The organism is Bradyrhizobium sp. CCBAU 25338, assembly GCF_028128965.1.
GTDB classification, from domain to species: domain Bacteria; phylum Pseudomonadota; class Alphaproteobacteria; order Rhizobiales; family Xanthobacteraceae; genus Bradyrhizobium; species Bradyrhizobium liaoningense.
In genome coordinates, this window is record NZ_LFKY01000003.1 from 153,554 (window position 1) to 177,567 (window position 24,014).

The window sequence follows — 24,014 nt, forward strand, 5'->3', positions numbered from 1 at the left end:
GATTTAGAATGGTTCTAAATTGATGACAGGGCGGCCGTGAAGAATTTTGCCGATCTGACCGAGCGCGAGGTGCTGGCGGTTGCGATCTCCTCCGAGGAGGAGGACAGCCGGATCTACATGACCTTCGCCGAGGATCTGAAGGAACGCTATCCCGACTCCGCGAAGCTGTTCGAGCAGATGGCCGAGGAGGAGCGCGGCCATCGCCACATGCTGCTGGAAACGTACGAGCAGCGCTTCGGCCAGCATTTGCCGCCGATCCGCCGCGAGAACGTCAAGGGCTTCCTGCGCCGCCGCCCGATCTGGCTGACCAAGAACCTGCCGCTCGACACGATCCGGAAGGAAGTCGAGACCATGGAGCTCGAGGCCGAGCGCTTCTACGTCAAGGCCGCCGAGCAGGCCGAGGACGTCAACGTGCGCCGGCTGCTCGGCGACCTCGCCGAAGCCGAGAAGGCTCATGAGCATACGGCCGCGAAACTCACTGACGAGATCCTGAAGCCCGACGTGCGTGCCGAGGAGGACCGCACGCGCCGGCGGATGTTCGTGCTGCAATATGTGCAGCCGGGTCTTGCCGGCCTGATGGACGGATCGGTCTCGACGCTCGCGCCGCTGTTTGCGGCCGCCTTTGCCACGCATCAGAACTGGCAGACGTTTCTGGTCGGTCTCGCCGCCTCGATCGGCGCCGGCATCAGCATGGGATTTGCGGAAGCGCTGTCCGACGACGGCTCACTGACGGGGCGCGGCTCGCCCTGGCTGCGCGGCGTTACCTGTGGCGCGATGACGACGCTCGGCGGGCTCGGCCACACCGCGCCCTATCTGGTACCGGACAGCTGGGCCAACGCGTTCTGGATCGCGACCGCCATCGCCTGTGTCGTCGTGTTCTTCGAATTGTGGGCGATCGCCTTCATCCGCTCACGCTACATGGACACGCCGTTCCTCCAGGCCGCGTTCCAGATCGTGCTCGGCGGCGCCATCGTGCTGGCGGTGGGGATCGTGATCGGGGCGGCGTAGGAGACACACTGTCCCACTGACATATCAATCGCGATCAAACGGCGGTTGCGACGTTCGGCCAAACTGCGCATCATCCTCCAACAACCAGAGCGGGAGAAGCGCCGTGGCGAGGTCGGAATGGAGTTTCAAGAGTGCGGTCGAGCTGTCGGCCGCATTGAGCGCGAAGAAGGTCTCCGCGGTCGAGCTCACGCAGGATGCGATCGCCCGTATCGAGCGCCACGACGGCAAGATCAATGCGATCTGCGTGCGCGATTTCGAGCGCGCCCTCGTTGCGGCGCGCGAGGCGGACGCGGCGCTGGCGCGCGGCGAGCGCAAGCCGCTGCTCGGCCTGCCCGTGACAATCAAGGAATCCTTCAACGTCGCCGGCCTGCCGACCACCTGGGGGTTCGTGCCGCAGAAGGATTTCAAGCCTGTGGAAGACGCGCTGCCTGTGGCCCGTATCAAGCAGGCCGGCGGCGTGATCCTCGGCAAGACCAACGTGCCGGTCGGCCTCGGCGACTGGCAGAGCTACAACGACATCTACGGCACCACGAACAACCCCTATGATCTCGGCCGCACGCCGGGCGGATCGTCCGGGGGATCGTCCGCAGCCCTTGCCGCGGGCTATTGCGCGCTCGCCACCGGCTCCGACATCGGCGGCTCCCTGCGTGTGCCGGCTTTTCATTGCGGCATCTTCGCGCATAAGCCGACTCTCAATCTCTGCCCGGCGCGCGGCGAGACCCCGCCACCGTTTCCCGCCATTCCGCGCGAGGGCGACCTCGCCGTCATCGGACCGATGGCGCGCACGGCAGCAGATCTCTCCCTGCTGCTCGACGTCATGGCCGGACCGGATCCGCTGGATGCCGGTGTCGCCTACAAGCTCGACTTGCCAGCTGCACGGCATCAATCATTGCGGGACTTTCGTGTCCTGGTGATCGACAGCCACCCGCTGCTGCCGACCGACCGGGACGTCCGCAGCGCGATCGACAGGCTCGCAACTGATCTGTCGAAGGCCGGCGTGAGCATCGCGCGCGAGAGCAGCCAGCTCCCGGACTTCGCGGAGACGTCGCGGCTATACATGCGCATGCTCCTGAGCTTTCTCGGCGCATTCTTCCTGCCGGATGAGCTTGCGGATGCGCAGGCCCGGGCGAGCCAGCTTTCGCCGGAGGATCGCAGCCTCGGCGCAGAGCGACTGCGCGGCATCACCGCAAGCCACCGCGCCTGGGTGCTCGACGCAGGCAGCCGCGCCGGCCTGCGGGCGCAATGGCGCGCGCTGTTCAAAAGCTTCGACGCGGTGATCTGCCCGATCATGCCGACGCCGGCCTTTCCGCATGACCATTCGCCGGACCAGAGCCTGCGGCGTATCAGCATCGACGGCAAAGACTATCCCTATTCCGATCAACTTGCCTGGCCGGGCATTGCGACGTTGCCGGGCCTGCCTGCGACGGCCGTTCCGCTCGGTTTGACGAAGGATGGCCTGCCGGTCGGCGTGCAGATCGTCGGCCCGTGGCTCGAGGATCGTACACCGCTGAAGCTCGCCGAGCTGATCGAGCGCGAGTTCGGCGGGTTCGTGCCGCCGAAGATGTTCGAGGATTGAGGCGCGCATGGTGGGCGAGACGATTCGCCCTTGGCACTGATCGAACGTCACGCGATCAGGGCTACGCGCGCGTCGCACTCAGCTATCGAACATGATCACGCTGCGCAGCGTCTTGCCGGCCTTCATGTTGGCAAAGCCCTCGTTGATCTCGCTCAGCTTCAGCTTGGCCGAGATCCAGTCCTCGAGGTGCAGGCGGCCGCGCAGGTAGAAATCGACGAGCCGCGGCATGTCCACACGGAAATGGTTGGAGCCCATCGAGGAGCCCTGGATCTTGCGCTCGCGCAGGAAGTCGAAGCCGTGCAGCTCGATCTTCTGGCCGAACGGAATCATGCCGACGATGGTCGCGGTGCCGCCGGAGGCGAGCATGCCGAACGCCTGCTCGGCGGTCTCCTTGCGGCCGAGCACCTCGAACGAGTGATGCACCCCGCCATTGGTGAGATCGCGGACCTGCTTCACGACGTCACCATCCGCCGGGTTGATGATATCGGTCGCCCCTAACTTGGTCGCGAGCTGAAGCTTGGCCGGATTGGTGTCGATGGCGATGATGCGGCCGGCGCCGGCGATCTGCGCGCCGTTGATCGCGGCCATGCCGACGCCGCCGCAGCCGATCACCGCCACGGTCTCGCCGGCCGTCACCTTCGCCGTGTTCACCACCGCGCCGTAGCCGGTGATGACGCCGCAGCCGATCAGCGCGGCGAGATCGAGCGGCATCTCCTTCCTGATTTTGACGATGGCGTTCTCGTGCACCAGCATCTGCTCGGCGAAGGAGGAGAGGTTCAGGAACTGGTGCAGCTTTTCCGGCTTCGACCATTGCATCCGGTTGGAGACGCCCGGCAGCATCTTCACCGTGGTGTCGGTGCACAGCACGGTGCGGCCCGTGGTGCAGTTGTCGCAGGTGCCACAGAACACGGACAGGCAGGTGACGACGTGGTCGCCCGGCTTGACGTAGGTGACGTCCGAGCCGACCTGCTCGACCACGCCGGCGGATTCGTGCCCGAGCACCGCCGGCAGCGGATGCGGATAGAGACCCTCCATGAAATGCAGGTCGGAGTGGCAGAGGCCCGCGACCGCCGTGCGGATCAGCACCTCGCGCGGGCCGGGCTTCGGCAGGCTGATGTCCTCGATGACGAGCGGCTGGTTGACTTCATGGAGGACGGCGGCCTTCATCGGTGTTTCCTCGTTGTTATGATTGTCGTCGCGTGCAGAGGCTCGACCTTTCCCATCGGGAGAGGTCGGCGCGACGCGTCGGGTGAGGGGTTATGCTCCCTCGTCGGACCTGAGCCCCTCACCCGATTTGCTGCGCAAATCGACCTCTCCCGATGGGAGAGGTGAAGGGGGAGCCTACGCTGCCAGAACCAGTTCGCCAACCTCGCTCATGCTTCCTGCGCGATCGCCGAGCAGCAATGCGGCGATCTTCGCTTGCGCGGCATTTTCCGTCAGCCGGAACGGATCGCTCGGCAACACCCGATGATCGATGACGAGGCGCGACAGCAGCAGGCGGCGCGCATCGCCGCGCATTTCGTGGATGCGATGCGCCTCCCAGGCGAGCGCGACCGCGCTCGCGACATGATAGAGCAGGCTGGTGGCGCGGCGGGCCTCCGCCTCGTTCTCGGACTTGCCCGCGACCTCGCGCGCGAAGCCGACGGCGCGATCGGTGAGACCGCGCAGACGGTCGCGCCAGGCCTGCGGCACGGAGGCGCTGTCGTCGAGCCGGGCGTGCAGATCGGCCGCGAGCGCGGACTCCGCGCCGTGGCGGCCGACCGCGCGCCGCAGCGCATCGATGGCCACGATGTTGCCGGTGCCCTCCCAGACCGAGCCGAGATGGGCATCGCGCAGCAGGCGGGCGGTGGCGAATTCCTCGATATAGCCGATGCCGCCGCGCATCTCGAGCGCATCGCCGCAGACCTTTCGTGCATCGCGCGTGGCGCGGAATTTCAGCGTCGGGGTGAGAATGCGCAGCAGCGCCGCCGCATCCTGGCTGCCGGCTTCGGCGCGATCGAGCGCATCGGCGGTGAGAAAGCTCATCGACAGCGCCTGCTCGACCGGCAGCATGATCTTCAGCATCTGCCGCCGTCCGAGCGGCAGGTCGACGATGCGGCTGCCGAACACCACGCGGTTCGTCGCCACCGTCATCGCGTCATGATAGGCGCGGCGCATCAGCGCAGTGGACTTGACGCCGTTGGAGAGCCGCGACGAGTTGACCATCTCGGCCATCTGCACGAAGCCGCGGTCGAGCTTGCCGACCGCGTAGGCGATCGCGCCTTCGAGCTTGATCTCGCCCGAGGCCATCGAACGCGTGCCGAGCTTGTCCTTGAGGCGCACGATTCGGTAGTTGTTCTGCGAGCCGTCGTCGAGGAAGCGCGGCATCAGGAACAGGCCGACGCCGCGCGTGCCGGGGCCCGCGCCTTCAGGGCGCGCCAGCAGCATCACGACCTTGGCGTCGGCATTCGAGCAGAACCATTTTTCGCCGTAGAGGCGCCAATGGTCGCCCTCCTGCACCGCGCGCGTGGTTAGCGTGCCGACGTCGGAGCCGCCCTCCTTCTCGGTCATGAACTGGCCGCCTTGGGTCAGCTTGCTCATGTCGGTCGAGGTCAAGCCGTCGAGATATTTTGCCTTCAGCGATTCGCTGCCGAAGTTCGCCAGCAGCTTGGCGCAGCCGTCGGTAACGTTGATCGGGCAGCCCATGCCGAATTCGGTCTGGTTGAACAGGAAGGTGAAGGCGTGCTTGGCGACGACGGGATATTTGTCCGGCCAACCCATGATGCCCTTGCGGATCGAGAGCGCGTGGATGCCGAACTCGCCGAATGCAGCGTTCTCCAATTCGCGATAGGCCGGGTGGTATTCGATCCACTGCATGTCGCGGCCGAACTTGTCGCGCTGGTGCAGAACGGGCGTGTGCCGGTCCGCGAGCCGCGCGCACTCGTCGAGATGGCCGCCGGCGAGCTCGCCGAGGCGGTCGAGATGCGGCTCGATATGACGGAACAGCGTGTCCGGCAGATGGATGCGCAGGAGATCGGCCAGCGCCGGATCGGCGCGGTAGAAATTCATGCCTGACGTATCGGGCGCCAGCAGGCCGGATGGTGCGGCCGCGACATTTTGTGGCTGCGCTGTGACCGGCTTGTGCATGATCGTCCTCTTCGTTTCCGTCCGACGGCAATTCTTTGCGCTTGCCGCTTTGGATGATGTCGATCATGCTCCAGTCGCGGACAGCGATAAAGCCGCAAATTGTCAGGGAGGCATGATCGCCGTGGAGGAGCAATTCGCTCTGCGGAACTGTCATCGTCCCGGCTGGTTCTTCGCACAGCCCATGCATAGATCAGCGGCTCCTGCTTCCGAGAGATCACGCCATGGAACATCCGAAATACAAGATCGCCCTCATCGTCGGTGCCGGCGAAGGCCTGAGCGCCTCGCTGGCGCGGCTGCTCTCCGCCCAGGGCATCCGCGTCGCGCTCGCCGCGCGAAAGATCGAGAAGCTCGGCGCGCTCTGCAGCGAGACCGGCGCCAAGGCCTATGCCTGCAACGCCACCGAGCCCGACGAGGTGGAGCGGTTGTTCGGCCTCGTCGAGCGCGAGATCGGAACGCCCGACCTCGTCGTCTACAATGCCAGCGGCCGTACGCGCGGACCTTTCATCGAGCTCGTTCCGGCCGACGTCGCGCAGGCGATTGCGGTCAGCGCCTATGGCGGCTTTCTGGTGGCGCAGCAGGCGGCCAAGCGCATGCTGCCGAACAAGCACGGCGCGATCCTGTTCACCGGCGCCTCCGCCAGCGTCAAGGGCTATGCGCAGTCGGCCCCGTTCGCGATGGGCAAGTTCGCGCTGCGCGGACTCGCGCAGAGCATGGCGCGCGAGCTATCGCCACAGGGCATCCATGTCGCCCATTTCGTCATCGACGGCGGCATCCGCAGCGCGGCGCGAACCGAACCGGCGGACAAGCCGGATTCGATGCTCGACCCCGACGCGATCGCACAGAGTTATTGGAACGTGCTGCAGCAGCCGCGCAGCGCCTGGAGCTGGGAGCTGGAGCTGCGGCCCTGGGTCGAGAAGTTTTGAATTGCGTTTATCATGCCGGGACGGCTCGACGAGCCGAACTATGGTGCGCAATTGCGCACTATAGTTCGATGCTTCGCATCGCCCCGGAATGACAACAAGAACAGGGAGGCGACATGACCACGGAAACCACCATCGACACCGGCACCAGTGAACTCCTCTGCGTCGTCCGCGACCGTGTCGCGATCATCACGCTGAACCGACCGGAGGCGCGCAATGCGCTATCCGATAACCTGACGCCGGCACTGCGCACGATGATCCGGACCTGCGGCGAGGATCCCGGTGTCGGCGCGCTGCTGCTCACCGGCGCAGGCGAAGCGTTCTGCGCCGGCGGCAACGTCAAGGCCATGGGCGCACATCGCGACAAGGCGAAGCTCGACATGTCCTTTGACGACAAGGTTGCCGACCTTCAGGAGCGGCAACGGCTGCTGACCGGCGCGCTGGTGTCGGTGCGCAAGCCGACCATCGCCGCGCTGCCCGGCCCCGCGGTCGGCGCCGGACTTGCCATCGCCATGGCCTGCGATATCCGCATCGCCGCGCAATCCGCCTTCGTTGCGACCGGCTATGCCCGCATCGCGCTCAGCGGCGACTACGGCATCGCCTGGCTGCTCACCCGGCTCGTCGGCACCGCGCGGGCGCGCGAGCTGATGTTCACCGGCGATCGCGTCGATGCCGCGCGTTGCGAAGCCATCGGCCTCGTCAACCGCGTGGTGCCTGATGAAAAGCTGCAAGCCGAGGCCTTCGCGCTGGCCAGATCGCTCGCCGAAGGCCCGCGCCTGGCGCTACGCTACATGAAGGACAATCTCGACGAGGCCGTGCTATTCGACTTCGAAACGGCGCGCGACCACGAGGCTGAACGACTGATCCGCCTGACCACGACAGCGGATCACAAGGAGGCGGTGCAGGCCTTCATCGAGAAGCGCAAGGCGGTGTTCACGGGGAAGTAGGGGCTACGCGCTCCGAGCCATCAGATCATTCCATAAAGTAGGGGCCCTACTCTAAGGAGCGCTGAATGGATTGGTCTGAGGTGGTCCGGAAAGTCGCCATACTGGCGGAGAAGACGGGCTACGTTACGTTCGATCAACTCAACGAACTGATACCGTGCGCCGAGATCGAGCCGAAAGACCTTGAGACCCTGCTCGCCGCCTTAAGCGAGCGTGGTATTTGGATCGCAGAGGAATAGGCCGTCGCTGTCATGAAGTGCAATTGGGCTCGTATTGGAAAAAAAGCCCGGCTCTGGCTCCGCCAGAGCCGGGCTGCAGTGGTGTCAGGCCGAGGCTGAGGGGCTGTCGGCCTGACGGGAAAGGGCGGCGAGGCGCCAGCTTGCGCAGGGAATGTCTCTGGGCGCGACACTGATCTCCTTGTCGAAGCGCACCAGCTTCCAGTCGTCGGGATGGTTGACGAAGGCGAAGCCGGATTTGCGCGCGAGCGAGACCATCGCCTCGTTGGAACGCAGCGTGTCGCCGAACATGTGCTCGGCTCGAAGCGCGGCGGCGCGGCATTCGAGGTTCTTCATCAGCGCGGTGGCAATGCCGTGGCCCTGCCAGCGGTCGTCGACCGACAGGCCGAACTCGAGCGTCGCGGTCTCGGCATGGAAGGCGTAGCGCGCTTCGGCCACGATGGTCTCGAAGCCGTCGACCATCATGGTCGCAACGATCGTGAAGCGCTCGCTCTCGCCGACCTGAAGGAAGTCGTGCAGCAGGCCCTGCGGCAGTTCGCTGATCGCCCCGAAGAAACGGTTGTAGCGGGAACGGGTCGAGAGCGAGCGGACATAGTGCTGGAGCTCGTCGGTGTCGCGCGGCTCGACGAAGCGAACGTTGAGCGCCGTGCCGTCGCGGGTGCGCAGCCTATCCGAATATTGCTTCAGGTCTTCCAGGCGAAGGATGCTCATGACACATGCCGTGAGGAAAAGGGACCGCCGGCGCCCCCACAGTCAGGCGGCGCCGGCCTGGCGGCCAATCAGGCCCGCCAGAAGGGTTTGTCGGCCTCATAGGCGATGTCGGACCAGGACAGCCCGACATCATGGAGGTCGCGGGCGGTCCAGTTGGTCAGCTCACGCCTCGTGCGGTAGCGCTCGTGCCAGACGTGAAGCGTCTCGCCGATCTGCTGGATCAGGCCCGGTGCATGATGATTTGTCATCGAATTGTCGGTCAAAGTAGACATTTTCAGCTCCTGGAGCTAGGTTCACCGCTAATATCTGCTTCCTATCGCGCTGCGACAAACGACAATTTGTACCTCTTCGCATGAAATAACGTCATGTATCCTGTTGCCAAATGACTGCCAGATTGCCGTCCCTGAATGGATTGCGGGCGTTCGAGGCCGCCGCGCGCCATCTCAGCTTTACGCTGGCGGCCAGCGAGCTGAACGTGACCCAGACCGCGATCAGCCATCAGATCCGCAGGCTGGAGGAGGAACTCGGCATCCGCCTGTTCATCCGGCAGAACCGCGCACTGGCGCTGACGCCGGAGGCGCGCGACTACCTCCCGGGCGTCCGAGCCGCCTTCAACGACCTCCGGCTCGCTACCGATCGACTGCTGCGCAAAGAGGACGACAAGGTGCTGACCGTGTCGACGCTGGCCTCGCTCGCGGCAAAATGGCTGCTGCCGCGGCTGACCGATTTCCAGGAGCAGCATCCCGGCATCGACGTGCGCATCACCACCTCGACCAGCCTCGTCGACTTCCAGCGCGACAATGTCGATGCCGCGATTCGCTATGGCCGCGGCCAGTGGCCGGGCGTGCGTGCCGACTGGTTGATGGCGGACGAACTGTTTCCGGTATGCAGTCCGTCACTGCTGCGCGGCGACAAGCCGCTGCGCCGGCCTGAGGATCTGCGCAACCATCCGCTGCTGCACACCTCGAACGCCAACAGCGACGACTGGCGGCTGTGGCTGACCGCGGCGGGCCTGCCGGTCGATATCGCGCGACATCCGGGCATCACCTTCGACATGATTTTCATGACCATCCAGGCGGCCATCGACGGCATCGGCGTGGCGATGGGACGGACCTCCTACGTCCAGGACGACATCGCCAAGGGCCGCCTCGTCGTGCCCTTCAAGATCGCGCTGCCGGCCGATGCCGGGTTCTACCTGGTCGCGCCGGAGGGCCGCCGTGAGGTACCGAAGCTTGCCGCATTCCGGCAATGGATCGTCGCTGCAACGCAAAATAAAGCCTGAAAAATCATCAGCTTCCTCCGGAATACCGGTTGACTCGCTCCGCTCTGCGCGGGAAGGGGTATGACAGATTGTCGCAGCATCAATCTGTCGCCTTGCCGTGAAATGAGTTTCGGCCCGGCCACGTCTTTCCAAGGGGAGCAACGTCATGGCTGGACCAGCCGCCTCAACCAATCCGCCCGCCATCAAGTCGCGTGTCGGCGCGATCCTGCGCGCCACGTCGGGCAACTTCCTCGAGCAGTTCGATTTCTTCCTGTTCGGCTTCTACGCCGCCGCGATCGGCAAGGCGTTCTTCCCCTCGACCAACGAGACCGCCTCACTGCTCAACACTTTCGGCGTGTTCTGGCTCGGCGCCTTGATGCGCCCCGTCGGCGCCATCGTGCTAGGGGCCTACATCGACCGCATCGGCCGCCGCCAGGGCCTGATCGTCACACTCGGCATCATGGCCTTCGGCACCGTCGTCATCGCGTTCTGCCCAAGCTACGCGACCATCGGCATCGCAGCGCCAATCATCGTGCTGATCGGCCGGCTGCTGCAAGGCTTCTCGGCCGGCGTCGAGCTCGGCGGCGTGTCGGTGTATCTCGCGGAGATCTCGACGCCCGGCAATCGCGGCTTCTACACCTCGTTCCAGTCATCGAGCCAGCAGGTCGCGATCTTCGTGGCCTCGATCCTCGGCTACATCCTCTCCGAGGTGATGCCGGCCGACACTGTGGCCGCCTGGGGCTGGCGCATTCCCTTCTTCGTCGGCTGCCTGATCATTCCGCTGATCTTCCTCCTGCGGCGGACGCTGGAGGAGACGCCGGCCTTCCTCGCCATGAAGAAGCACCCGACGGCCAGCGAAGTGTTCGCCTCCGCGCTCGCCAACTGGCGCATCGTCGTCCTCGGCATGATGATCGCGATCCTGACCACGACGACGTTCTACTTCGTCACCGTGTACACGCCGACCTTCGGCAAGAGCGTGCTGAAGCTGTCGACACACGATGCGCTGCTGGTCACGCTGCTCGTCGCGGTGGCCAACTTCGTCTGGAATCCGGTCGGCGGCGCGCTCTCCGATCGCATCGGCCGCAAGCCGGTGCTGATCGCGATCGCCGGCCTGTCGCTGGTGACCGCCTATCCGGCATTGCACTGGCTGGTGGCGGCGCCGACCTTCGGCAAGCTGCTCGCGGTCGAGATGATGTTCTCGTTCTATTTCGGCGTCTACAGCGGCACCATGTTAGGTGCCCTCGTCGAGATCGTGCCGGCGCATGTGCGCACCACCTGCTTCTCGCTGGCGTTTGCGCTTGCCGCCGCCCTGTTCGGCACCTTCACGCCGTTCGCCTCGACCTGGCTGATCGAGCGGACCGGCGACAAGGCCTCGCCCGGCTTCTGGCTGATGTTCGCCGCCCTGCTCGGCATCATCGCGGCCTCGACGGTGTATCGCGGCGGCGGCAAGGTGGCGCCGGCCTATGATGCGGTGCCGGAGCCGGTGGCGGGGCGTTAGGACGGTGTCATTCCGGGGCGCCTCGAAGAGGCGAGCCCGGAATCCATTTCTCCCAGCATTTCTGTCGCACGATGGATTCCGGGCTCGCGCTACGCGCGCCCCGGAATGACGGCGCGGTTGGCTTACAGCTCCACCACCACGTAGTCGCTCTCGATCCTGACCGGGATCGTCTCGGCGACATACGGCCCCTTCACCACGCTCGCCCCCGGCTCGACATGGGCCGGGTAGGCCTTCACGCGGAAGCGGCGGGGGTCGCAGTAGGATTGGCCGGTGCGGATGTCGAACTCCCAGCCGTGCCAGGGACAGCGGATGATCTCGCCGAGTTTCGTGTACTCGATCTCGCCGGGATTGTTCGATTGCGCGAGCCCGATCAGCGGGCCCTCGCACAGCGCCGCGCCCTGATGCGGGCAACGGTTCATCAGGCCGAAATACTCGCCCTTGATGTTGAAGATTGCGATCGGCCGCCCGTCGATCTCCAGAAACTTTCGCGTGCCCGGCGGAAGCTCGTCGACCGGCGCGATGACGTGTCTTGCCATCAGGAAACGCCGTAAAGCTTCTTCGCGTTGCCGAGGTAGAACGCCTCGCGATTGGCTTCGCTGACGCCCGCCGGCAAGACGCGTGAGGGCTCATCGTAATCCCAATGCGGATAATCTGTGGCGAACAAGAGCCGATCCCAGCCGATCCATTTGATGACGTCGAACAGATCCTCGCGCCGCTCCGGATCCTCCATCGGCTGCGTCGTCCACCACACCTGCTCGCGGATATATTCCGACGGCGGCCGCTTCACATGCGGCACCTCGCTCCTGAGCCGCTGCCAGGCCTTGTCGAGCCGCCACGCCAGCGACGGCGCCCAGCCGAAGCCGGCCTCGATCATCACCATCTTCAATTTCGGGAAGCGCTCGAAGACGCCCTCCAGCACGAGGCTCGCCAGCGCCGATTGCTGGCATTGCGAGTGACCCACCATCTCCTCGATGTAGTAGGACGGCCAGCCCGAGGGCGTGATCGGGTTGCCGCCGAAGCCGAAGGCGTGGACGCCGACGGGAAGGCCTGCCTCTTCCGCGGCCTGGTAGATCGGCCAATAGCGGCGCTGGCCGAGCGGCTCGACATTGCGGCTGAGCAGCAGCACCTGCACGAAGTTCTTGTCGCCGGCGCGCTCGCGAATTTCGGCGGCGGCCGACAGCCCGTCCTCGTTGCTGACGACGATCGAGGCCTTCAGCCGCTTGTCCTTGGAGGTCCATTTGTCGATCTGCCAGTCGTTGATCGCCGAGCACAGCGCCGCCGACAGTTCGTGGTTGCGGATGCCCTGTCCGGTGTTGAGCGGATTGAGCACGCCGAGTTGCACGTTGTTGGGATCGAGCAGCTGCTTCTGCATGAACGACAGCGAGGAGCCCTGCGGTCCGCCCTCCGGCGGATAGGCATCGCGGCGCGAGGCGTTGGGCTGGGCCTTCGGATAGGGCGGGCCTTCCATCATGCCCTGATAGGCATGGACGCCGTAAACCTCGAGGTGATGCTGCCAGCGTTTGGCGAGATAGGGATAGAGCTCGGTGCGGGTGGCGCGTGCCGGATGGATGTCGCAGTCCGCGATCGCGGTCTTCACGGTGAGGGGAGCGACGGAATCCGTTCGTTCGCGGAACTGGATGTTCATGGCCTTGCCTCCTTGGGAGGGAGTTCTTTCAGGCGGGGATAGGTAGCATGCGGATTGTCGATCATGATCTTGCGCACGAGATCGGGGGACAGACCTTCGGGCAGCGCGTCCTGGCCGTCGAACTGCCAGTGCGGATAGTCCGTGGAGAATAGGACCAATTCGTCCGACTGCATATGATCAAACAGGCGAATTAATGTCTCTGGTTCCGGCGGCGCATCAAATGGTTGTAACGAGAAGCGGATGTTGCTGCGCACAATCTCCAGGGGCGCGCGATCGACCCAGGGCGTCTCCATTCGCACCCCGCGCCAGAACTTGTGTAGCCGCCAGAGATAGGGCGCGATCCAGGAGACGCCGGACTCCAGCATCACCATTTTCAGCCGCGGATATTTGGCGAACACGCCTTCGACGATCAGGCTGGTGAGCTGGGTCTGGAACGCCTGGGCCTGTCCGACATAGTCCTCGATGTGGTAGGACCCCCATCCCACCGCGGTCGGCGGATTGTGATAGGCGGAACCGGCATGGATGCCGACCGGCAGTTCCAGCCGCTCCGCGGCCTCATAGATCGGCCACAGCGCCCGCTTGCCGAGCGGCGTGTCGCCCATGACCAGCACGAGCACCTGCACGAAGCGCTTGTCCGGCGCGCAGCGCTCGATCTCGGCGACGGCCTTCTCGACGCTTTGCGTCGGGATCACGATCGAGCCACGCAGCCGCGCATCGCGATCGAGCCACTCCTTCGCCAGCCAGTCGTTCAGCGCGCGGCAGAAGGCAGCCTGCATGTCCTCGGAGAACACCATCTGCACGCCGTACAGCGGATTGCAGATGGCATGCTTGAGCTTGAAGGGATCGAGCACATGCCGCTGCATGTCCTCCAGACTCTCGCCGGGCTTGCCGGCCTCGGGACGCCAATCCGGCCGTGCCGTAATCGGCGAGTTCGGCGGATAGGATTGCGAGACGAGGTCGACCATGCCGCGCGTCGTGACCTGATCGCGCCAATAATCGTTCAGGTACGGCAGCAGGCTAGTCAGATGCGGCACGGCCGGATGCACATCGCAGTCCACCCCGCCGGCGATCAGGGACGCCATGACGTCTCCTTCACGTTTCCTCGTCAATTCTTGTCTCGTGCCCCGCATTCAAGCAGGCCTGCCCGCCGCCCGCAACTCAGCCGGGGCCGCCGGCATATGCTAGGAAGGCGCAGCTCGGTTGCGAAGGAATGAGGGGTTTCAGGGATGAAAGAGCTCGTCGGCATTGCGGAACGGGTCGCGGCCCAACTGATCGCGCGCAGACAGACCATCGCGGTTGCGGAATCATCGGCCGGCGGCCTGATCTCGGCCAGCCTGCTCGCGGTGCCCGGCGCCTCCGCCTATTACCTCGGCGGCTCGGTGGTCTACACCCGCGATGCCAGACGGGTGCTGATGGATATTTCGGATGGCGGCATGAAGGGTTTTCGGTCGTCGTCGGAGCCTTACGCGCAGTTGCTGGCCGAGCAGATGCGCAGCCGCTTCAATTGTGATTGGGGCCTGTCCGAGACCGGTGCGGCCGGCCCCACCGGCAACCGCTACGGCGACGCAGCGGGCCATAGCTGCATGGCGGTCGCAGGACCCGCCGCGGAGGTGATGACGCTGGAGACGGGCAGCAGCGACCGGTTTGCGAACATGCAGGTGTTTGCAGCGACAGCACTGAAGTTGTTGCTGAGGAAGCTGGAGGGGTGAGCAGCTGCGCTGTGAGCGAATCGAGACATTCTCACCACCAACACCACTGTCATCGCCCGGCTTGACCGGGCGATCCAGTACGCTGAGACCGTTGTGATTGAATCGATACGCCGCGGCCGACTGGATGCCCCGGTCAGGCCGGGGCATGACAACGGAATATGGAGCCTACCGCCCCAAATGCCGCATGAAAATCCGTACCACATAGCCGTGAAAGCGCGGCGCCTCGTCGTAGAGGTCCGACGCAATGCGTTCGATGGTTTCGCGCAGCGACAAAAATTGTGCCTGGCGCGCGCTGCTCTCGGTGCCCTGCATGCCCGCGAGCTCGTCCATGGCAGCGTCGCTGATCTGGCACTGCACGACCTCGCCATCGTTCAGCATGGTGAAGCGAAAGGCCAGACGTTCGAGATCATGGCCAATGATCTTGTCGCGCGTGAGCGGCATTGCAAGCGTCCCGGTCGGCCCCCCTCGCGGACAATGCGAAAAATTCTCCGGCTTGTCAGCAAGGATGAAAGGGGGGCACCGACCTACTGGAACGCGACTTCGGCGAAACTGCGGAGCTTTCGCGAATGCAGGCGCTCCGATTCCTGCTGCTTGAGCCGCTCCAGCGCCTTCAGGCCGATCTCGAGATGCTGGCCGACACGGCGGCGGTAGAATTCGCTGGCCATGCCGGCGAGCTTGATCTCGCCGTGCAGCGGCTTGTCCGAGACGCAGAGCAGCGTGCCATAGGGGACGCGGAAGCGGTAGCCGTTGGCGGCGATGGCGGCTGATTCCATATCGAGCGCGACCGCGCGCGATTGCGACAGGCGGCGGATCACTTCAGGCCCTGAAATCTCCCAGTTTCGATTGTCGACGCTCGCCACCGTCCCCGTGCGCATCAGGCGCTTCAGCTCGAAACCTTCGAGTCCAGTGACATCCTCGACCGCCTCCTCGAGCGCGACCTGCATCTCCGCGAGGGCGGGAATCGGCACCCACAGCGGCAGCTCGCGGTCGAGCACATGGTCCTCGCGCACATAGCCGTGCGCGAGCACGTAGTCGCCGAGCCGCTGCGTGTTGCGCAGGCCCGCGCAATGGCCGAGCATGAGCCAGGCATGCGGCCGCAGCACGGCCACATGGTCGGTGACGTTGCGCGCATTGGACGGACCGGTGCCGATGTTGATCAGCGTGATGCCGCGATAACCCGGCGCGACCAGATGGAAGGCCGGCATCTGCGGTGTGCGCGCGGGGGCAACGCCCGTCGTCGCGCCGCCGCTGCGCGTGACCACGTTGCCGGGCGCCACGAAAGCGTCGAGGCCCGCCTCGCCGGACTGAAGACGCTGCTGGCAGAGCTGCGCGAAGGCGTCGACATAGAACTGGTAATTGGTGAAGATCACGAAATTCTGGAAATATTCGGAATCGGTGCCGGTGTAGTGATAAAGCCGGCGCAGCGAGTAATCGATGCGGGCGGCGCGGAACAGGGACAGCGGCTTGGGCATCCCCGGCTGCAGCTCGAAGGTGCCGTCGGCGATCGCATCGTCCATCGTCGCGAGATCAGGCACGTCGAACGCATCGCGCAGCGACCGCGTGACGGCGGAGTTCTCGCTGGTCGTGATGGCGGCTTCGATGTTGATGTCGCGGCGATAGGCGAAGTGGATCGGGATCGGTTCGGTGGATTCGCCGATCTCGACCGGCACGCCGTGGTTCTGGATCAGCAATCCAATCTGCTCGGTGAGATAGCTGCGGAACAGATCCGGCCGCGTGACGCTGGTCTCGTGCACGCCGGGGCCTGCGACGAAGCCGTAAGACAGGCGCGAATCCAGCCGCGCATGCGTCGCGGTGGTGATGCGGACAAAGGGATAATAGGCCCGCATCCGCGTCGTGATGGTCTCGCCATTGACATAGGCCTCGAACCGGTCGCGCAGGAATTTCGTGTTACGCTCGTAGATCTCTTCGAGGCGGGTCACGGCCGCGGACGCATCGGAGAAGGATTCGGTGGCGATGGAGGGGGGAGATTGCATTGTTCGACCGCCGGGTTATTGGGGCTTTGACTCGAACTATAGCAAAGAAGGTGGTGCCGTAGGGTGGGCAAAGCGAAGCGTGCCCACCAATATGCTCGTCGGGAGAAAGATGGTGGGCACGGCGCGTTGCGCCTTTGCCCACCCTACGAGACCGAGTATGCCGCACGAGATCCCGGATGCGCGCCAAGCGCGCTCCGGGATGACGCGCTTTCGCGCGTCACTTCTCCCGGAAGGCGCGCATCAGCTGGTCGTGCAGCGGCTTCATCAGATAGGACAGCATGGTGCGGTCGCCGGTCTGGACGAAGGCCTCCACGGGCATGCCGGGAATCAGCTTGACATCGCCGAGCCGGGCGACCTCCTCGGCCGGCATCGAGACGCGGATGGTGTAGTAGCCCTGGCCGGTGCGCTGGTCGGTGGTGACGTCGGGCGACACGCGGCTGACGACGCCGTTGAGCTCCGGCGTGGTGCGCTGGTTGAACGCGGAGAGGCGCAGCAGCGTCTTCTGGCCGATCTGGAGCTTGTCGATATCAACCGGATTGACCTTGGCCTCGACCTGGAGATCGTCGGCCTGCGGAACGATCAGCATCAAGGTATCGCCGGCGGTGACGACGCCACCGACGGTATGCACGGTCGATTGCAGCACCATGCCGTCCTGCGGCGCGCGGATGTCGATGCGGCGGAGCTGGTCTTCGGCGGCGACCTTGCGCTCGATCAGCTCGCCGATCTTGTCGTTGGTCTCGCGCAGGTCCTTGGAGACCTCGCTGACCACGTCCTTGTCGATCTGGATGATCTGGAGCTCGGTCTCGGTGATCTTGCCCTTGGCCTGGGCGCGCGAGGCGATGTACTGCGCGCGCTCGCCGTTGAGACGCGCCGAGTCGCGTTCGAGCTGGGTCAGGCGCGAGATCTGCACCAGGCGCTTTTCGTAGAGCTCGCGCACGCCGGTGAGCTCGTTCTGCACCAGCGCGATCTCCTGGTCCTTGGCCTTCTCCTGGGCGCTGAGACCGGAGATTTCCTCGTTGAGCTGCGTGATGCGCTCGCGCAGCTGCGCCTTCTGCCCGGTGCGGCCGTTGACGCGGACGTCGAACAGCTTGGTTTCGGCCGAGAGCAGCACCTTGACGTCGGGATCGCTGGCGCGCTCGATCAGCGTTTGCGGAAACTCGATGCTGTCGAGACCGCGCTGCTCGGCCTGGAGTCGCGCCGCGCGCGCCTGCGCGGCGTCGAGATTCTTGGTGACGATGGCAAGGTTGGCCTTGGTCACGGTGTCGTCGAGCCGCACCACGATGTCGCCGGCCTTGACCCGATCGCCGTCGCGGGCGCGCACCTCGCCGACCACGCCGCCGGTCGGATGCTGCACCTTCTTGACGTTGGATTCGACCACGATCTGCCCCGGCGCGATCAGCGCGCCGGAGATCAAGACGGTCGACGCCCATCCGCCGAGGCCGACGACCAGCACCACCACGATCGCGAGGCCGAGGACCAGGTGAAACCTGATGGAATCACCTACAGTCTTCTTGGCGGCGGGCTTCGTTCCGCCGATGGCCAACGTGCTCATGACTTGGCCACTCCGCCTTCGCTGACGATCTTGATCGGTGCCGGCGGCGTCGCGCGCGGCTGCAGCACCTGGGCGAGCACCTGCTCCTTGGGACCGAACGCCTGCATGCGGCCGTCGCGCAGCACCAGGATCTGGTCGACTGCCTCGACGCCGATCGGGCGGTGCGCCACCACGACGACGATGGCACCACGTTCGCGCGCGGCACGGATGGCACGGGTCAGCGCCTCGTCGCCTTCGGTGTCGAGATTGGAGTTGGGCTCGTCGAGCACGATCAGGAAGGGCCTGCCGTAGAGCGCGCGCGCCAGCGCCACGCGCTGCGCCTGGCCTGCGGAGAGCGCCGCGCCCTGCTCACCGACTTGCGTGTTGTAGCCCTCGCGCATCTTGATGATCATCTCGTGCACGCCGGCCTCCTTGGCCGCGGCGATGATCGCGTCGGAGGTCGCCTCGGGATCGAAGCGGCTGATGTTCTGCGCGATGGTACCGCCGAACAATTCGACGTCCTGCGGCAGATAGCCGATGTGGCGGCCGAGCATGTCGGACGACCATTGATCGAGCGCCGCGCCGTCGAGCCGCACCTTGCCGCGCACCGGCTGCCAGACCCCGACCAGTGCGCGGATCAATGACGACTTGCCGGAGCCGCTCGGGCCGATCACGCCGAGGCCGTTGCCCGCGGCGAGCGCGAAGGTCACGTCCTGCACGACGAGGCGCTGATCGCCGGGCGGCACCATGGCGACGCCTTCGACCGAGAGGCGGCTGGTGGGCGCCTGCAACTGGGTCGGCATCGCCTGCGCCGGCATCTGCTCCAACAGGCGGGTGAGACGGTGCCAGCTCTGGCGTGCGGCGACGAAGGATTTCCAATGCGCGATTGCGAGATCGACCGGTGCGAGCGCGCGGGCGGCGAGGATCGAGCCGGCGATGATGATGCCGGCCGTCGCCTCCTGGTGGATGACGAGATAGGCGCCGACCGCGAGCACGGCCGATTGCAGCATCATGCGCAGTACCTTTGCGACCGCGCCGAGACCGCCGGCGACGTCGCTCGCACGCTGATTGCCGGCAAGATATTTTTCGTTGGCTTCGCTCCAGCGCTGGTTCATCCGTCCCGCCATGCCCATCGACACCATCACCTCGGCGTTGCGGCGGCTGGCCTGGGCGAGATCGTTGCGCTGGGCGGCGAGCCCCATCGCTTCGCGTGCCGGCTGGCGGGACATGAACTCGGTAACCAGCGTCAGGCCGACCAGGATGATGGCGCCGACCAGCGCGGTTACGCCGATCAGGACGTGGAAGGCGAAGCAGATGGCGAGATAAAGCGGCAGCCAGGGCAGATCGAAGAACGCGCTCGGGCCCATGCCGCCGAGGAAGGAACGGACATTGTCGAGATCGCGCAGCGGCTGGAGGCCCTCGTTGCGGCTGCCGACCAGAAGCGGCAGTCGCACGATGGTGTCGAACACGCGCTTGTTGAGGGCTTCGTCGAGCGACGTACCGATCCGCCCCAGGATGCGGTTGCGAATCATGTCGAGCACGCCCTGCGCCATGTAGAGGAAGCTGGCGAGGATGATGAGGCCGACCAGGGTCGGGATGCTGCGGCTCGGCAGCACCCGGTCGTAGACCTCCAGCATGAAGATCGACCCGGTCAGATAGAGCAGGTTGATCATGCAGCTCATCAAGCCGACGCCGATGAATGCCGTGCGACAAGCGCGCAAGGCGTCACCGAGCTCTGAACGGCGGACGCCAGGGATGGCTGCCATCAGTCTGATCTCTTTCGACTAGGGGGCAAAGCCCCTGATTTCACGGGCAATTCAGGGTACTCGCCCCGGATTAACATCATGTTTGCCCGGCGTCCAACGCAGCCGAGCTCATCCAGAGCCCTGATGAGGCCACATCTACCCCTGATGACCTCCCGCGCAAGTCCGGAATTTCACAGGCTTGCGGCTTTTTCTTGCAGGCTTTCAGCCTCTTCCGGGAAAACGGAGAGGCTGAAAGTTCCGGCCTGCCGAATGCGGGGGCTACAGCGCGATGCGACTGGGATGAATCGTCATCGCTTCAGGTTGTTGTTTAAGCATGATCTTTTCGGAAAGCCGCTACGCACTTGTCCGGATCATGCTTTAGCTCAACTCATCCGAGACTATGACACCACGGTGACCGGCTGCGCCAGCACGCATCTCGCCGCCCTGCCCGGTCCGACCTCGACATTCGCGGGCAATTGCTCCAGGCAGCGCGGCTCTGCGAGCTTGCAGCGGGGAGCGAAGGAGCAGTTGTGCGGCTTCTCCGCCAGCGAGGGCGGGGTGCCGGGAATGGTCTCCAGGCGGGCGCCGCGCTTGGCGCCGTGGATGGTCGAGGCGAGCAGGCCCTTGGCGTAGGGATGCACCGGCGAGCGGACGATGTCGCGAAGCGTGCCCTGCTCCACGATCTGGCCGGCATACATCACCGCAACGCGGTCGCATATCTCGATGGCGACGCCGATGTCGTGGGTGACGAAGATGACGGACATGCCGAACTCGCGCTGCAGCTCGCGCAGCAGCAGCAGGATCTGGATCTGCACGGTGGCATCGAGCGCGGTGGTCGGCTCGTCCGCCAGCAGGATCTTGGGACGGCAGGCGAGCGCGAGCGCGATCATCGCGCGCTGACGCATGCCACCGGACATCTCGTGCGGATAGGCGTCGAGCCGGCGCTTCGCCGAGGGGATGCGCACGACCTCGAGCATTTCGAGCGCCCGCGCCCTGCCCTCCGCGAAACTCTTGCCTTCGTGACGCACGACGCTTTCGGCGATCTGCGCGCCGATGGTGTAGACCGGATCGAGCGCGAGCGCCGGCTCCTGGAAGATCATCGACACGGTCTGGCCGCGAAACGACGACAGCTCCTCGTCGTTCATGGCGAGCACGTCGCGGCCCAGCACGTTGACCGTGCCAGTGATCTGCGTGCGCTTCTTCGGCAGCAGCCGCATCAGCGCACGCAGTGTCACGCTCTTGCCCGAACCGGACTCGCCGAGCAGGCCCAGCACCTCGCTGTTGCCGAGCGAGAGGCTGAGATCGTTCACGGCATAGACCGTGCGCTCGCCGGTGAAGCGGATGTTGAGGCCCGAGATCTCGACGAGCTTTGTCATGACGGCAGTTTCGGCAATCGATCGTGATAGTCGGTGGCGCGCTGGAAGGCCGCGCCGATGGTGAGCAAGGTCGCTTCGTCGAAGGAACGACCGATCAGCTGCATCCCGACCGGCAGGCCGGTCTTCGTGAAGCCGGAGGGCACGGTGAGCGACGGCAGGCCGAGGAAATTCACCGGACGGGTGAACAGCGTGAGCCGCTGCAGCAGCGCCGGCGCGTTCGGGCCGCCGCCGACGTCGCTCTCCTCGATCGTCGGTGCCGGCACCGGCGAGGCCGGTGCGATCACCGCATCGACGCCTGACGTCGCGGCGTTGTGCGCGGCGAGCGCCGGCCCGCGCCAGCGCATGGCCTCGAGATAGGTGATGGCGGGAACGGCGAGGCCGTTCTGGAGCCGCATCAGGACCTGCGCGCCATAATCCTGCGGACGCTCGATCATCCAGCGCTTGTGGAAGGCGGCGGCTTCCGCGGCGAGCACGAGCTGGCTGGCCGAGGACAATTGCCGCTGGTCCGGCAACTCGACCTTGACGATGTCGGCGCCCTCGCGCTTGAGCACTGCGATGGTCTCGTCCAGCACGCGCGCAACCTCGCTGTCGAGATCGTCGACATAGAAGGAGACCGGCACGCCGATCTTGAGGCCCTTCAGCGCGCCTTTGGTCGCGCCGACGTAGTCCGACAGCGGCTCGTGGCTGCAGGTCGAATCGGCGGGATCGGGGCCGGCCATCAGGGCCAGCAACAGCGCGCAATCCTCGGCAGTGCGCGCCAGCGGGCCGACGGTGTCGAGCGATTGCGACAGCGGCATCGCGCCGGCACGGCTGACGCGGCCGACCGTCGTCTTGAGGCCGGTGACGCCGCAGAAATGCGCGGGCATGCGGATCGAGCCGCCGGTATCCGAGCCAAGCGCCGCATAGGTCAGGCGCGCGGCGACCGCGGAGCCGGAGCCGGATGACGACCCGCCGGTGATGTGCGCGACATTCCAGGGATTGCGCACCGGGCCGTAATGGGCGTTATGCCCGGTCGGCCCATAGGCGAATTCAGCCAGATGCAGCGTGCCGAGGCGAACCTGGCCGGCATCCTTCAACCGCTGCAAGGCCGTGGAGGTCACGGTCGGCACGAAGTCGCGGCGGATCAGCGAGCCACAGGTCGCGACGTGGCCCGCGTCGTAGTACATATCCTTGTGCGCGAGCGGCACGCCGTGCAGCGGACCACGGACGTTGCCCTTGGCAAGCTCGGCATCGGCTGCATCAGCCGCCTTCAACGCAGCCTCTGCCTCGATCGACATGAAGGCATTGAGGTGCGGCTGCCACTGCGCGATGCGATGCAACAGCGCGCGCGTCACCTCATGCGAGGACAGCTGCTTCGTCGCGATCGCACGCGCGACCCCGGTGAGCGTCATCAATGCGGGTTCGGTGCTCATTTCGACACCTTCTGCGTCTGCGCGAGCACGTAGCCGGCGGGCTCGAGGTCGAACGGCAGCGTGCCGGCGATGGCCGCGAAGCCCTCGAAGGCAGGTCCGATGGCATTGGAGATGCGGGTTGCGATCTCGTCGTCCACAGGCACGCCTGCAACCAGCGCGATCGGCTTGATCTCTTTCGGTGTCGGTCTGGTCATGCGGTCTTCTCCCTGGGCGCGCGGCTATGGCCTGAACCCGGAATCGCCATGTAGCACGCGGCCTCGTGGCCCATTCTATCGAGCGCGGTGAGCTTTGGTGTCGCGTTTGCGCAGAGCGGCTCCGCAAACGGACAACGGGTGTGGAAGCGGCAGCCCGGGGGCGGATCGATCGGATTGGGCGGATCGCCTGATATCGGCGGCGTCTCGGTGCGCTGGTCGGGATCCGACGACGGCATCGCCGCAAGAAGGGCACGCGTATAGGGATGGGCAGGCGCGTCCCAGACCTGGTCGACCGGGCCGAGCTCGACGACCTCGCCGAGATACATCACCAGCACGCGGTCCGAGATGTAGCGGACCACGTTGAGGTCGTGGCTGATGAACAGATAGGTCAGGCCGAACTCGCGCTTGAGATCGGCCAGGAGATTGAGCACCTGCGCCTCGACCGATTTGTCGAGCGCCGAGACGGCTTCGTCCAGGATCACCAGCCGCGGCGACAGCGCCAGTGCCCGCGCGATGTTGACGCGTTGGCGCTGGCCGCCGGAGATCTCGTGCGGATAGCGGTTGGCGAACGTTTCCGGACGCAAGCCGACCTTGCCGAGCAGCTCGCGCGCGAGCGCGCGTGCCGTGGCGTCGGCCATGCCGTGCACCTTGGGGCCGAAGGCGATCGATTCCTCGATGGTGAGGCGCGGATTGAGCGAGGCGTAGGAGTCCTGGAACACCATCTGCATGCCGCGGCGCAATTCGCGCAAGCTCAGCGATTGGCCAATTGTCATGCCGTCATAGATGATGTCACCGTCGTCGCGCGGCATCAGATGCATCAGCAGCCGCGCGGTGGTGGACTTGCCGCAACCGGACTCGCCGACGATGCCGACCGTCTCGCCCTTGGCGACGGTGAACGAGACGTTGTCGACGGCGCGCACGGTACGTTTGGCGGCGAACAGCCCGCCGCGCACCGGGAAATGTTTCGTCAGGCCGTTGACCTGAAGCAGCGGCTGCGCGACGCCGCCGACGTCCTCGACCGGTTCCAGCATGGCGACAGAGGCATTCTCGCTCATGGCAGCCGCCCTACACTTTTCCCGATCCCGGCGGGGCAACCCCATATGGCTGGTACTAGAGCCTCCACGCCGT

23 protein-coding genes are annotated in these 24,014 nt (G+C 65.4%); 8 read left to right on the forward strand and 15 right to left on the reverse strand.

All coding sequences use genetic code 11. The features are described from left to right. Positions 1-36 precede the first annotated feature (36 nt). Complete coding sequence (gene mbfA, locus ACM42_RS05915; protein ID WP_271527011.1) at positions 37-1,008, forward strand: iron exporter MbfA; 972 nt, start codon at positions 37-39, stop codon at positions 1,006-1,008. A gap of 103 nt (positions 1,009-1,111) precedes the next feature. Then, positions 1,112-2,584, forward strand: coding sequence for an amidase (locus ACM42_RS05920; protein WP_271527012.1), 1,473 nt, complete (start codon positions 1,112-1,114; stop codon positions 2,582-2,584). Between the two features lie 78 nt (positions 2,585-2,662). On the opposite strand, the gene ACM42_RS05925 is transcribed toward ACM42_RS05920, so the two are convergent. Further along, entirely contained in the window at positions 2,663-3,751 is a 1,089-nt protein-coding gene (locus tag ACM42_RS05925) for a Zn-dependent alcohol dehydrogenase (RefSeq protein ID WP_271527013.1), read from the reverse strand. 174 nt (positions 3,752-3,925) lie between these two features. Further along, positions 3,926-5,710, reverse strand: coding sequence for an acyl-CoA dehydrogenase family protein (locus ACM42_RS05930; RefSeq protein ID WP_271527014.1), 1,785 nt, complete (start codon positions 5,708-5,710; stop codon positions 3,926-3,928). 221 nt (positions 5,711-5,931) lie between these two features. Here ACM42_RS05930 and ACM42_RS05935 point away from each other — a divergent pair, with 221 nt between their 5' ends. The 3 genes from ACM42_RS05935 (at position 5,932) to ACM42_RS05945 (ending at position 7,813) form a co-directional block, all read left to right on the forward strand. Continuing rightward, a complete protein-coding gene (locus ACM42_RS05935; protein WP_271527015.1) occupies positions 5,932-6,633 on the forward strand; it encodes an SDR family oxidoreductase in 702 nt (233 codons plus the stop codon). A 113-nt stretch (positions 6,634-6,746) separates the two neighbouring features. Then, a complete protein-coding gene (locus ACM42_RS05940; protein WP_271527016.1) occupies positions 6,747-7,577 on the forward strand; it encodes an enoyl-CoA hydratase in 831 nt (276 codons plus the stop codon). A gap of 65 nt (positions 7,578-7,642) precedes the next feature. Beyond that, the gene (locus ACM42_RS05945; RefSeq protein ID WP_271527017.1) at positions 7,643-7,813 is read left to right on the forward strand and encodes an RNA polymerase sigma factor region1.1 domain-containing protein; all 171 of its coding nucleotides are present in this window, start codon (positions 7,643-7,645) and stop codon (positions 7,811-7,813) included. A gap of 84 nt (positions 7,814-7,897) precedes the next feature. Here ACM42_RS05945 and ACM42_RS05950 read toward each other — a convergent pair whose 3' ends face one another. Together ACM42_RS05950 and ACM42_RS05955 are read right to left on the reverse strand one after the other, a co-directional pair. Continuing rightward, complete coding sequence (locus tag ACM42_RS05950) at positions 7,898-8,521, reverse strand: GNAT family N-acetyltransferase (RefSeq protein ID WP_271527018.1); 624 nt, start codon at positions 8,519-8,521, stop codon at positions 7,898-7,900. 68 nt (positions 8,522-8,589) lie between these two features. Next, positions 8,590-8,793 carry a DUF1127 domain-containing protein gene (locus tag ACM42_RS05955; RefSeq protein WP_124159348.1) on the reverse strand — a complete coding sequence of 68 codons (204 nt, stop codon included), beginning with the start codon at positions 8,791-8,793 and terminating at the stop codon, positions 8,590-8,592. A 110-nt stretch (positions 8,794-8,903) separates the two neighbouring features. Between ACM42_RS05955 and ACM42_RS05960 the strand changes: the two genes are divergently transcribed. Then, on the forward strand, positions 8,904-9,803 hold the full coding sequence (locus ACM42_RS05960; RefSeq protein ID WP_271527020.1) for a transcriptional regulator GcvA: 900 nt from the start codon (positions 8,904-8,906) through the stop codon (positions 9,801-9,803). A 145-nt stretch (positions 9,804-9,948) separates the two neighbouring features. After that, positions 9,949-11,280, forward strand: coding sequence for an MFS transporter (locus ACM42_RS05965; RefSeq protein ID WP_271527021.1), 1,332 nt, complete (start codon positions 9,949-9,951; stop codon positions 11,278-11,280). A 122-nt stretch (positions 11,281-11,402) separates the two neighbouring features. Here ACM42_RS05965 and ACM42_RS05970 read toward each other — a convergent pair whose 3' ends face one another. From ACM42_RS05970 to ACM42_RS05980, 3 genes are read right to left on the reverse strand one after another with little or no spacing between them, the layout of a single operon-like run. Then, the gene (locus ACM42_RS05970; RefSeq protein WP_271527022.1) at positions 11,403-11,816 is read right to left on the reverse strand and encodes a Rieske (2Fe-2S) protein; all 414 of its coding nucleotides are present in this window, start codon (positions 11,814-11,816) and stop codon (positions 11,403-11,405) included. Then, entirely contained in the window at positions 11,816-12,925 is a 1,110-nt protein-coding gene (locus ACM42_RS05975) for an amidohydrolase family protein (protein ID WP_271527023.1), read from the reverse strand. Before ACM42_RS05975 ends, ACM42_RS05970 begins: the two co-directional genes overlap by 1 nt. Next, the gene (locus ACM42_RS05980; RefSeq protein ID WP_271527025.1) at positions 12,922-14,007 is read right to left on the reverse strand and encodes an amidohydrolase family protein; all 1,086 of its coding nucleotides are present in this window, start codon (positions 14,005-14,007) and stop codon (positions 12,922-12,924) included. Before ACM42_RS05980 ends, ACM42_RS05975 begins: the two co-directional genes overlap by 4 nt. Before the next feature lie 144 nt (positions 14,008-14,151). On the opposite strand from ACM42_RS05980, the gene ACM42_RS05985 reads away from it, so the two are divergent. Further along, positions 14,152-14,634, forward strand: coding sequence for a CinA family protein (locus tag ACM42_RS05985; protein ID WP_271527026.1), 483 nt, complete (start codon positions 14,152-14,154; stop codon positions 14,632-14,634). Positions 14,635-14,799: 165 nt separating this feature from the next. Here the strand turns inward: ACM42_RS05985 and ACM42_RS05990 are convergent, their stop codons facing one another. The 8 genes from ACM42_RS05990 to ACM42_RS06025 form a co-directional block, all read right to left on the reverse strand. Then, a complete protein-coding gene (locus tag ACM42_RS05990; protein ID WP_131872072.1) occupies positions 14,800-15,075 on the reverse strand; it encodes a DUF1488 family protein in 276 nt (91 codons plus the stop codon). A gap of 83 nt (positions 15,076-15,158) precedes the next feature. Continuing rightward, positions 15,159-16,628, reverse strand: a complete 1,470-nt coding sequence (locus ACM42_RS05995; RefSeq protein WP_271527027.1) for an AMP nucleosidase — start codon at positions 16,626-16,628, stop codon at positions 15,159-15,161. 217 nt (positions 16,629-16,845) lie between these two features. After that, positions 16,846-18,180, reverse strand: a complete 1,335-nt coding sequence (locus tag ACM42_RS06000) for an HlyD family type I secretion periplasmic adaptor subunit (protein ID WP_271527028.1) — start codon at positions 18,178-18,180, stop codon at positions 16,846-16,848. Continuing rightward, entirely contained in the window at positions 18,177-19,925 is a 1,749-nt protein-coding gene (locus tag ACM42_RS06005; protein WP_271527029.1) for a type I secretion system permease/ATPase, read from the reverse strand. Before ACM42_RS06005 ends, ACM42_RS06000 begins: the two co-directional genes overlap by 4 nt. Before the next feature lie 377 nt (positions 19,926-20,302). Then, positions 20,303-21,280: an ABC transporter ATP-binding protein gene (locus tag ACM42_RS06010; protein WP_239627522.1), complete on the reverse strand. Its 978-nt coding sequence runs from the start codon at positions 21,278-21,280 to the stop codon at positions 20,303-20,305. Next, positions 21,277-22,692, reverse strand: a complete 1,416-nt coding sequence (locus tag ACM42_RS06015; protein WP_271527030.1) for an amidase — start codon at positions 22,690-22,692, stop codon at positions 21,277-21,279. The genes ACM42_RS06010 and ACM42_RS06015 overlap by 4 nt, the downstream gene beginning before the upstream one ends. Beyond that, positions 22,689-22,886: a hypothetical protein gene (locus tag ACM42_RS06020; protein WP_271527032.1), complete on the reverse strand. Its 198-nt coding sequence runs from the start codon at positions 22,884-22,886 to the stop codon at positions 22,689-22,691. The genes ACM42_RS06015 and ACM42_RS06020 overlap by 4 nt, the downstream gene beginning before the upstream one ends. Beyond that, positions 22,883-23,941: an ABC transporter ATP-binding protein gene (locus tag ACM42_RS06025; RefSeq protein ID WP_271527034.1), complete on the reverse strand. Its 1,059-nt coding sequence runs from the start codon at positions 23,939-23,941 to the stop codon at positions 22,883-22,885. The genes ACM42_RS06020 and ACM42_RS06025 overlap by 4 nt, the downstream gene beginning before the upstream one ends. Between the last annotated feature and the right edge of the window lie 73 nt (positions 23,942-24,014).

What these genes read in the sequence shown, in the direction of transcription:
- ACM42_RS05925 (WP_271527013.1), bottom strand. Translation starts at nt 3,751, where the DNA reads ATGAAGGCCGCCGTCCTCCATGAAGTCAACCAGCCGCTCGTCATCGAG.
- ACM42_RS05930 (WP_271527014.1), bottom strand. Translation starts at nt 5,710, where the DNA reads ATGCACAAGCCGGTCACAGCGCAGCCACAAAATGTCGCGGCCGCACCA.
- ACM42_RS05935 (WP_271527015.1), top strand. Translation starts at nt 5,932, where the DNA reads ATGGAACATCCGAAATACAAGATCGCCCTCATCGTCGGTGCCGGCGAA.
- ACM42_RS05940 (WP_271527016.1), top strand. Translation starts at nt 6,747, where the DNA reads ATGACCACGGAAACCACCATCGACACCGGCACCAGTGAACTCCTCTGC.
- ACM42_RS05945 (WP_271527017.1), top strand. Translation starts at nt 7,643, where the DNA reads ATGGATTGGTCTGAGGTGGTCCGGAAAGTCGCCATACTGGCGGAGAAG.
- ACM42_RS05950 (WP_271527018.1), bottom strand. Translation starts at nt 8,521, where the DNA reads ATGAGCATCCTTCGCCTGGAAGACCTGAAGCAATATTCGGATAGGCTG.
- ACM42_RS05955 (WP_124159348.1), bottom strand. Translation starts at nt 8,793, where the DNA reads ATGTCTACTTTGACCGACAATTCGATGACAAATCATCATGCACCGGGC.
- ACM42_RS05960 (WP_271527020.1), top strand. Translation starts at nt 8,904, where the DNA reads ATGACTGCCAGATTGCCGTCCCTGAATGGATTGCGGGCGTTCGAGGCC.
- ACM42_RS05965 (WP_271527021.1), top strand. Translation starts at nt 9,949, where the DNA reads ATGGCTGGACCAGCCGCCTCAACCAATCCGCCCGCCATCAAGTCGCGT.
- ACM42_RS05970 (WP_271527022.1), bottom strand. Translation starts at nt 11,816, where the DNA reads ATGGCAAGACACGTCATCGCGCCGGTCGACGAGCTTCCGCCGGGCACG.
- ACM42_RS05975 (WP_271527023.1), bottom strand. Translation starts at nt 12,925, where the DNA reads ATGAACATCCAGTTCCGCGAACGAACGGATTCCGTCGCTCCCCTCACC.
- ACM42_RS05980 (WP_271527025.1), bottom strand. Translation starts at nt 14,007, where the DNA reads ATGGCGTCCCTGATCGCCGGCGGGGTGGACTGCGATGTGCATCCGGCC.
- ACM42_RS05985 (WP_271527026.1), top strand. Translation starts at nt 14,152, where the DNA reads ATGAAAGAGCTCGTCGGCATTGCGGAACGGGTCGCGGCCCAACTGATC.
- ACM42_RS05990 (WP_131872072.1), bottom strand. Translation starts at nt 15,075, where the DNA reads ATGCCGCTCACGCGCGACAAGATCATTGGCCATGATCTCGAACGTCTG.
- ACM42_RS05995 (WP_271527027.1), bottom strand. Translation starts at nt 16,628, where the DNA reads ATGCAATCTCCCCCCTCCATCGCCACCGAATCCTTCTCCGATGCGTCC.
- ACM42_RS06000 (WP_271527028.1), bottom strand. Translation starts at nt 18,180, where the DNA reads ATGAGCACGTTGGCCATCGGCGGAACGAAGCCCGCCGCCAAGAAGACT.
- ACM42_RS06005 (WP_271527029.1), bottom strand. Translation starts at nt 19,925, where the DNA reads ATGGCAGCCATCCCTGGCGTCCGCCGTTCAGAGCTCGGTGACGCCTTG.
- ACM42_RS06010 (WP_239627522.1), bottom strand. Translation starts at nt 21,280, where the DNA reads ATGACAAAGCTCGTCGAGATCTCGGGCCTCAACATCCGCTTCACCGGC.
- ACM42_RS06015 (WP_271527030.1), bottom strand. Translation starts at nt 22,692, where the DNA reads ATGAGCACCGAACCCGCATTGATGACGCTCACCGGGGTCGCGCGTGCG.
- ACM42_RS06020 (WP_271527032.1), bottom strand. Translation starts at nt 22,886, where the DNA reads ATGACCAGACCGACACCGAAAGAGATCAAGCCGATCGCGCTGGTTGCA.
- ACM42_RS06025 (WP_271527034.1), bottom strand. Translation starts at nt 23,941, where the DNA reads ATGAGCGAGAATGCCTCTGTCGCCATGCTGGAACCGGTCGAGGACGTC.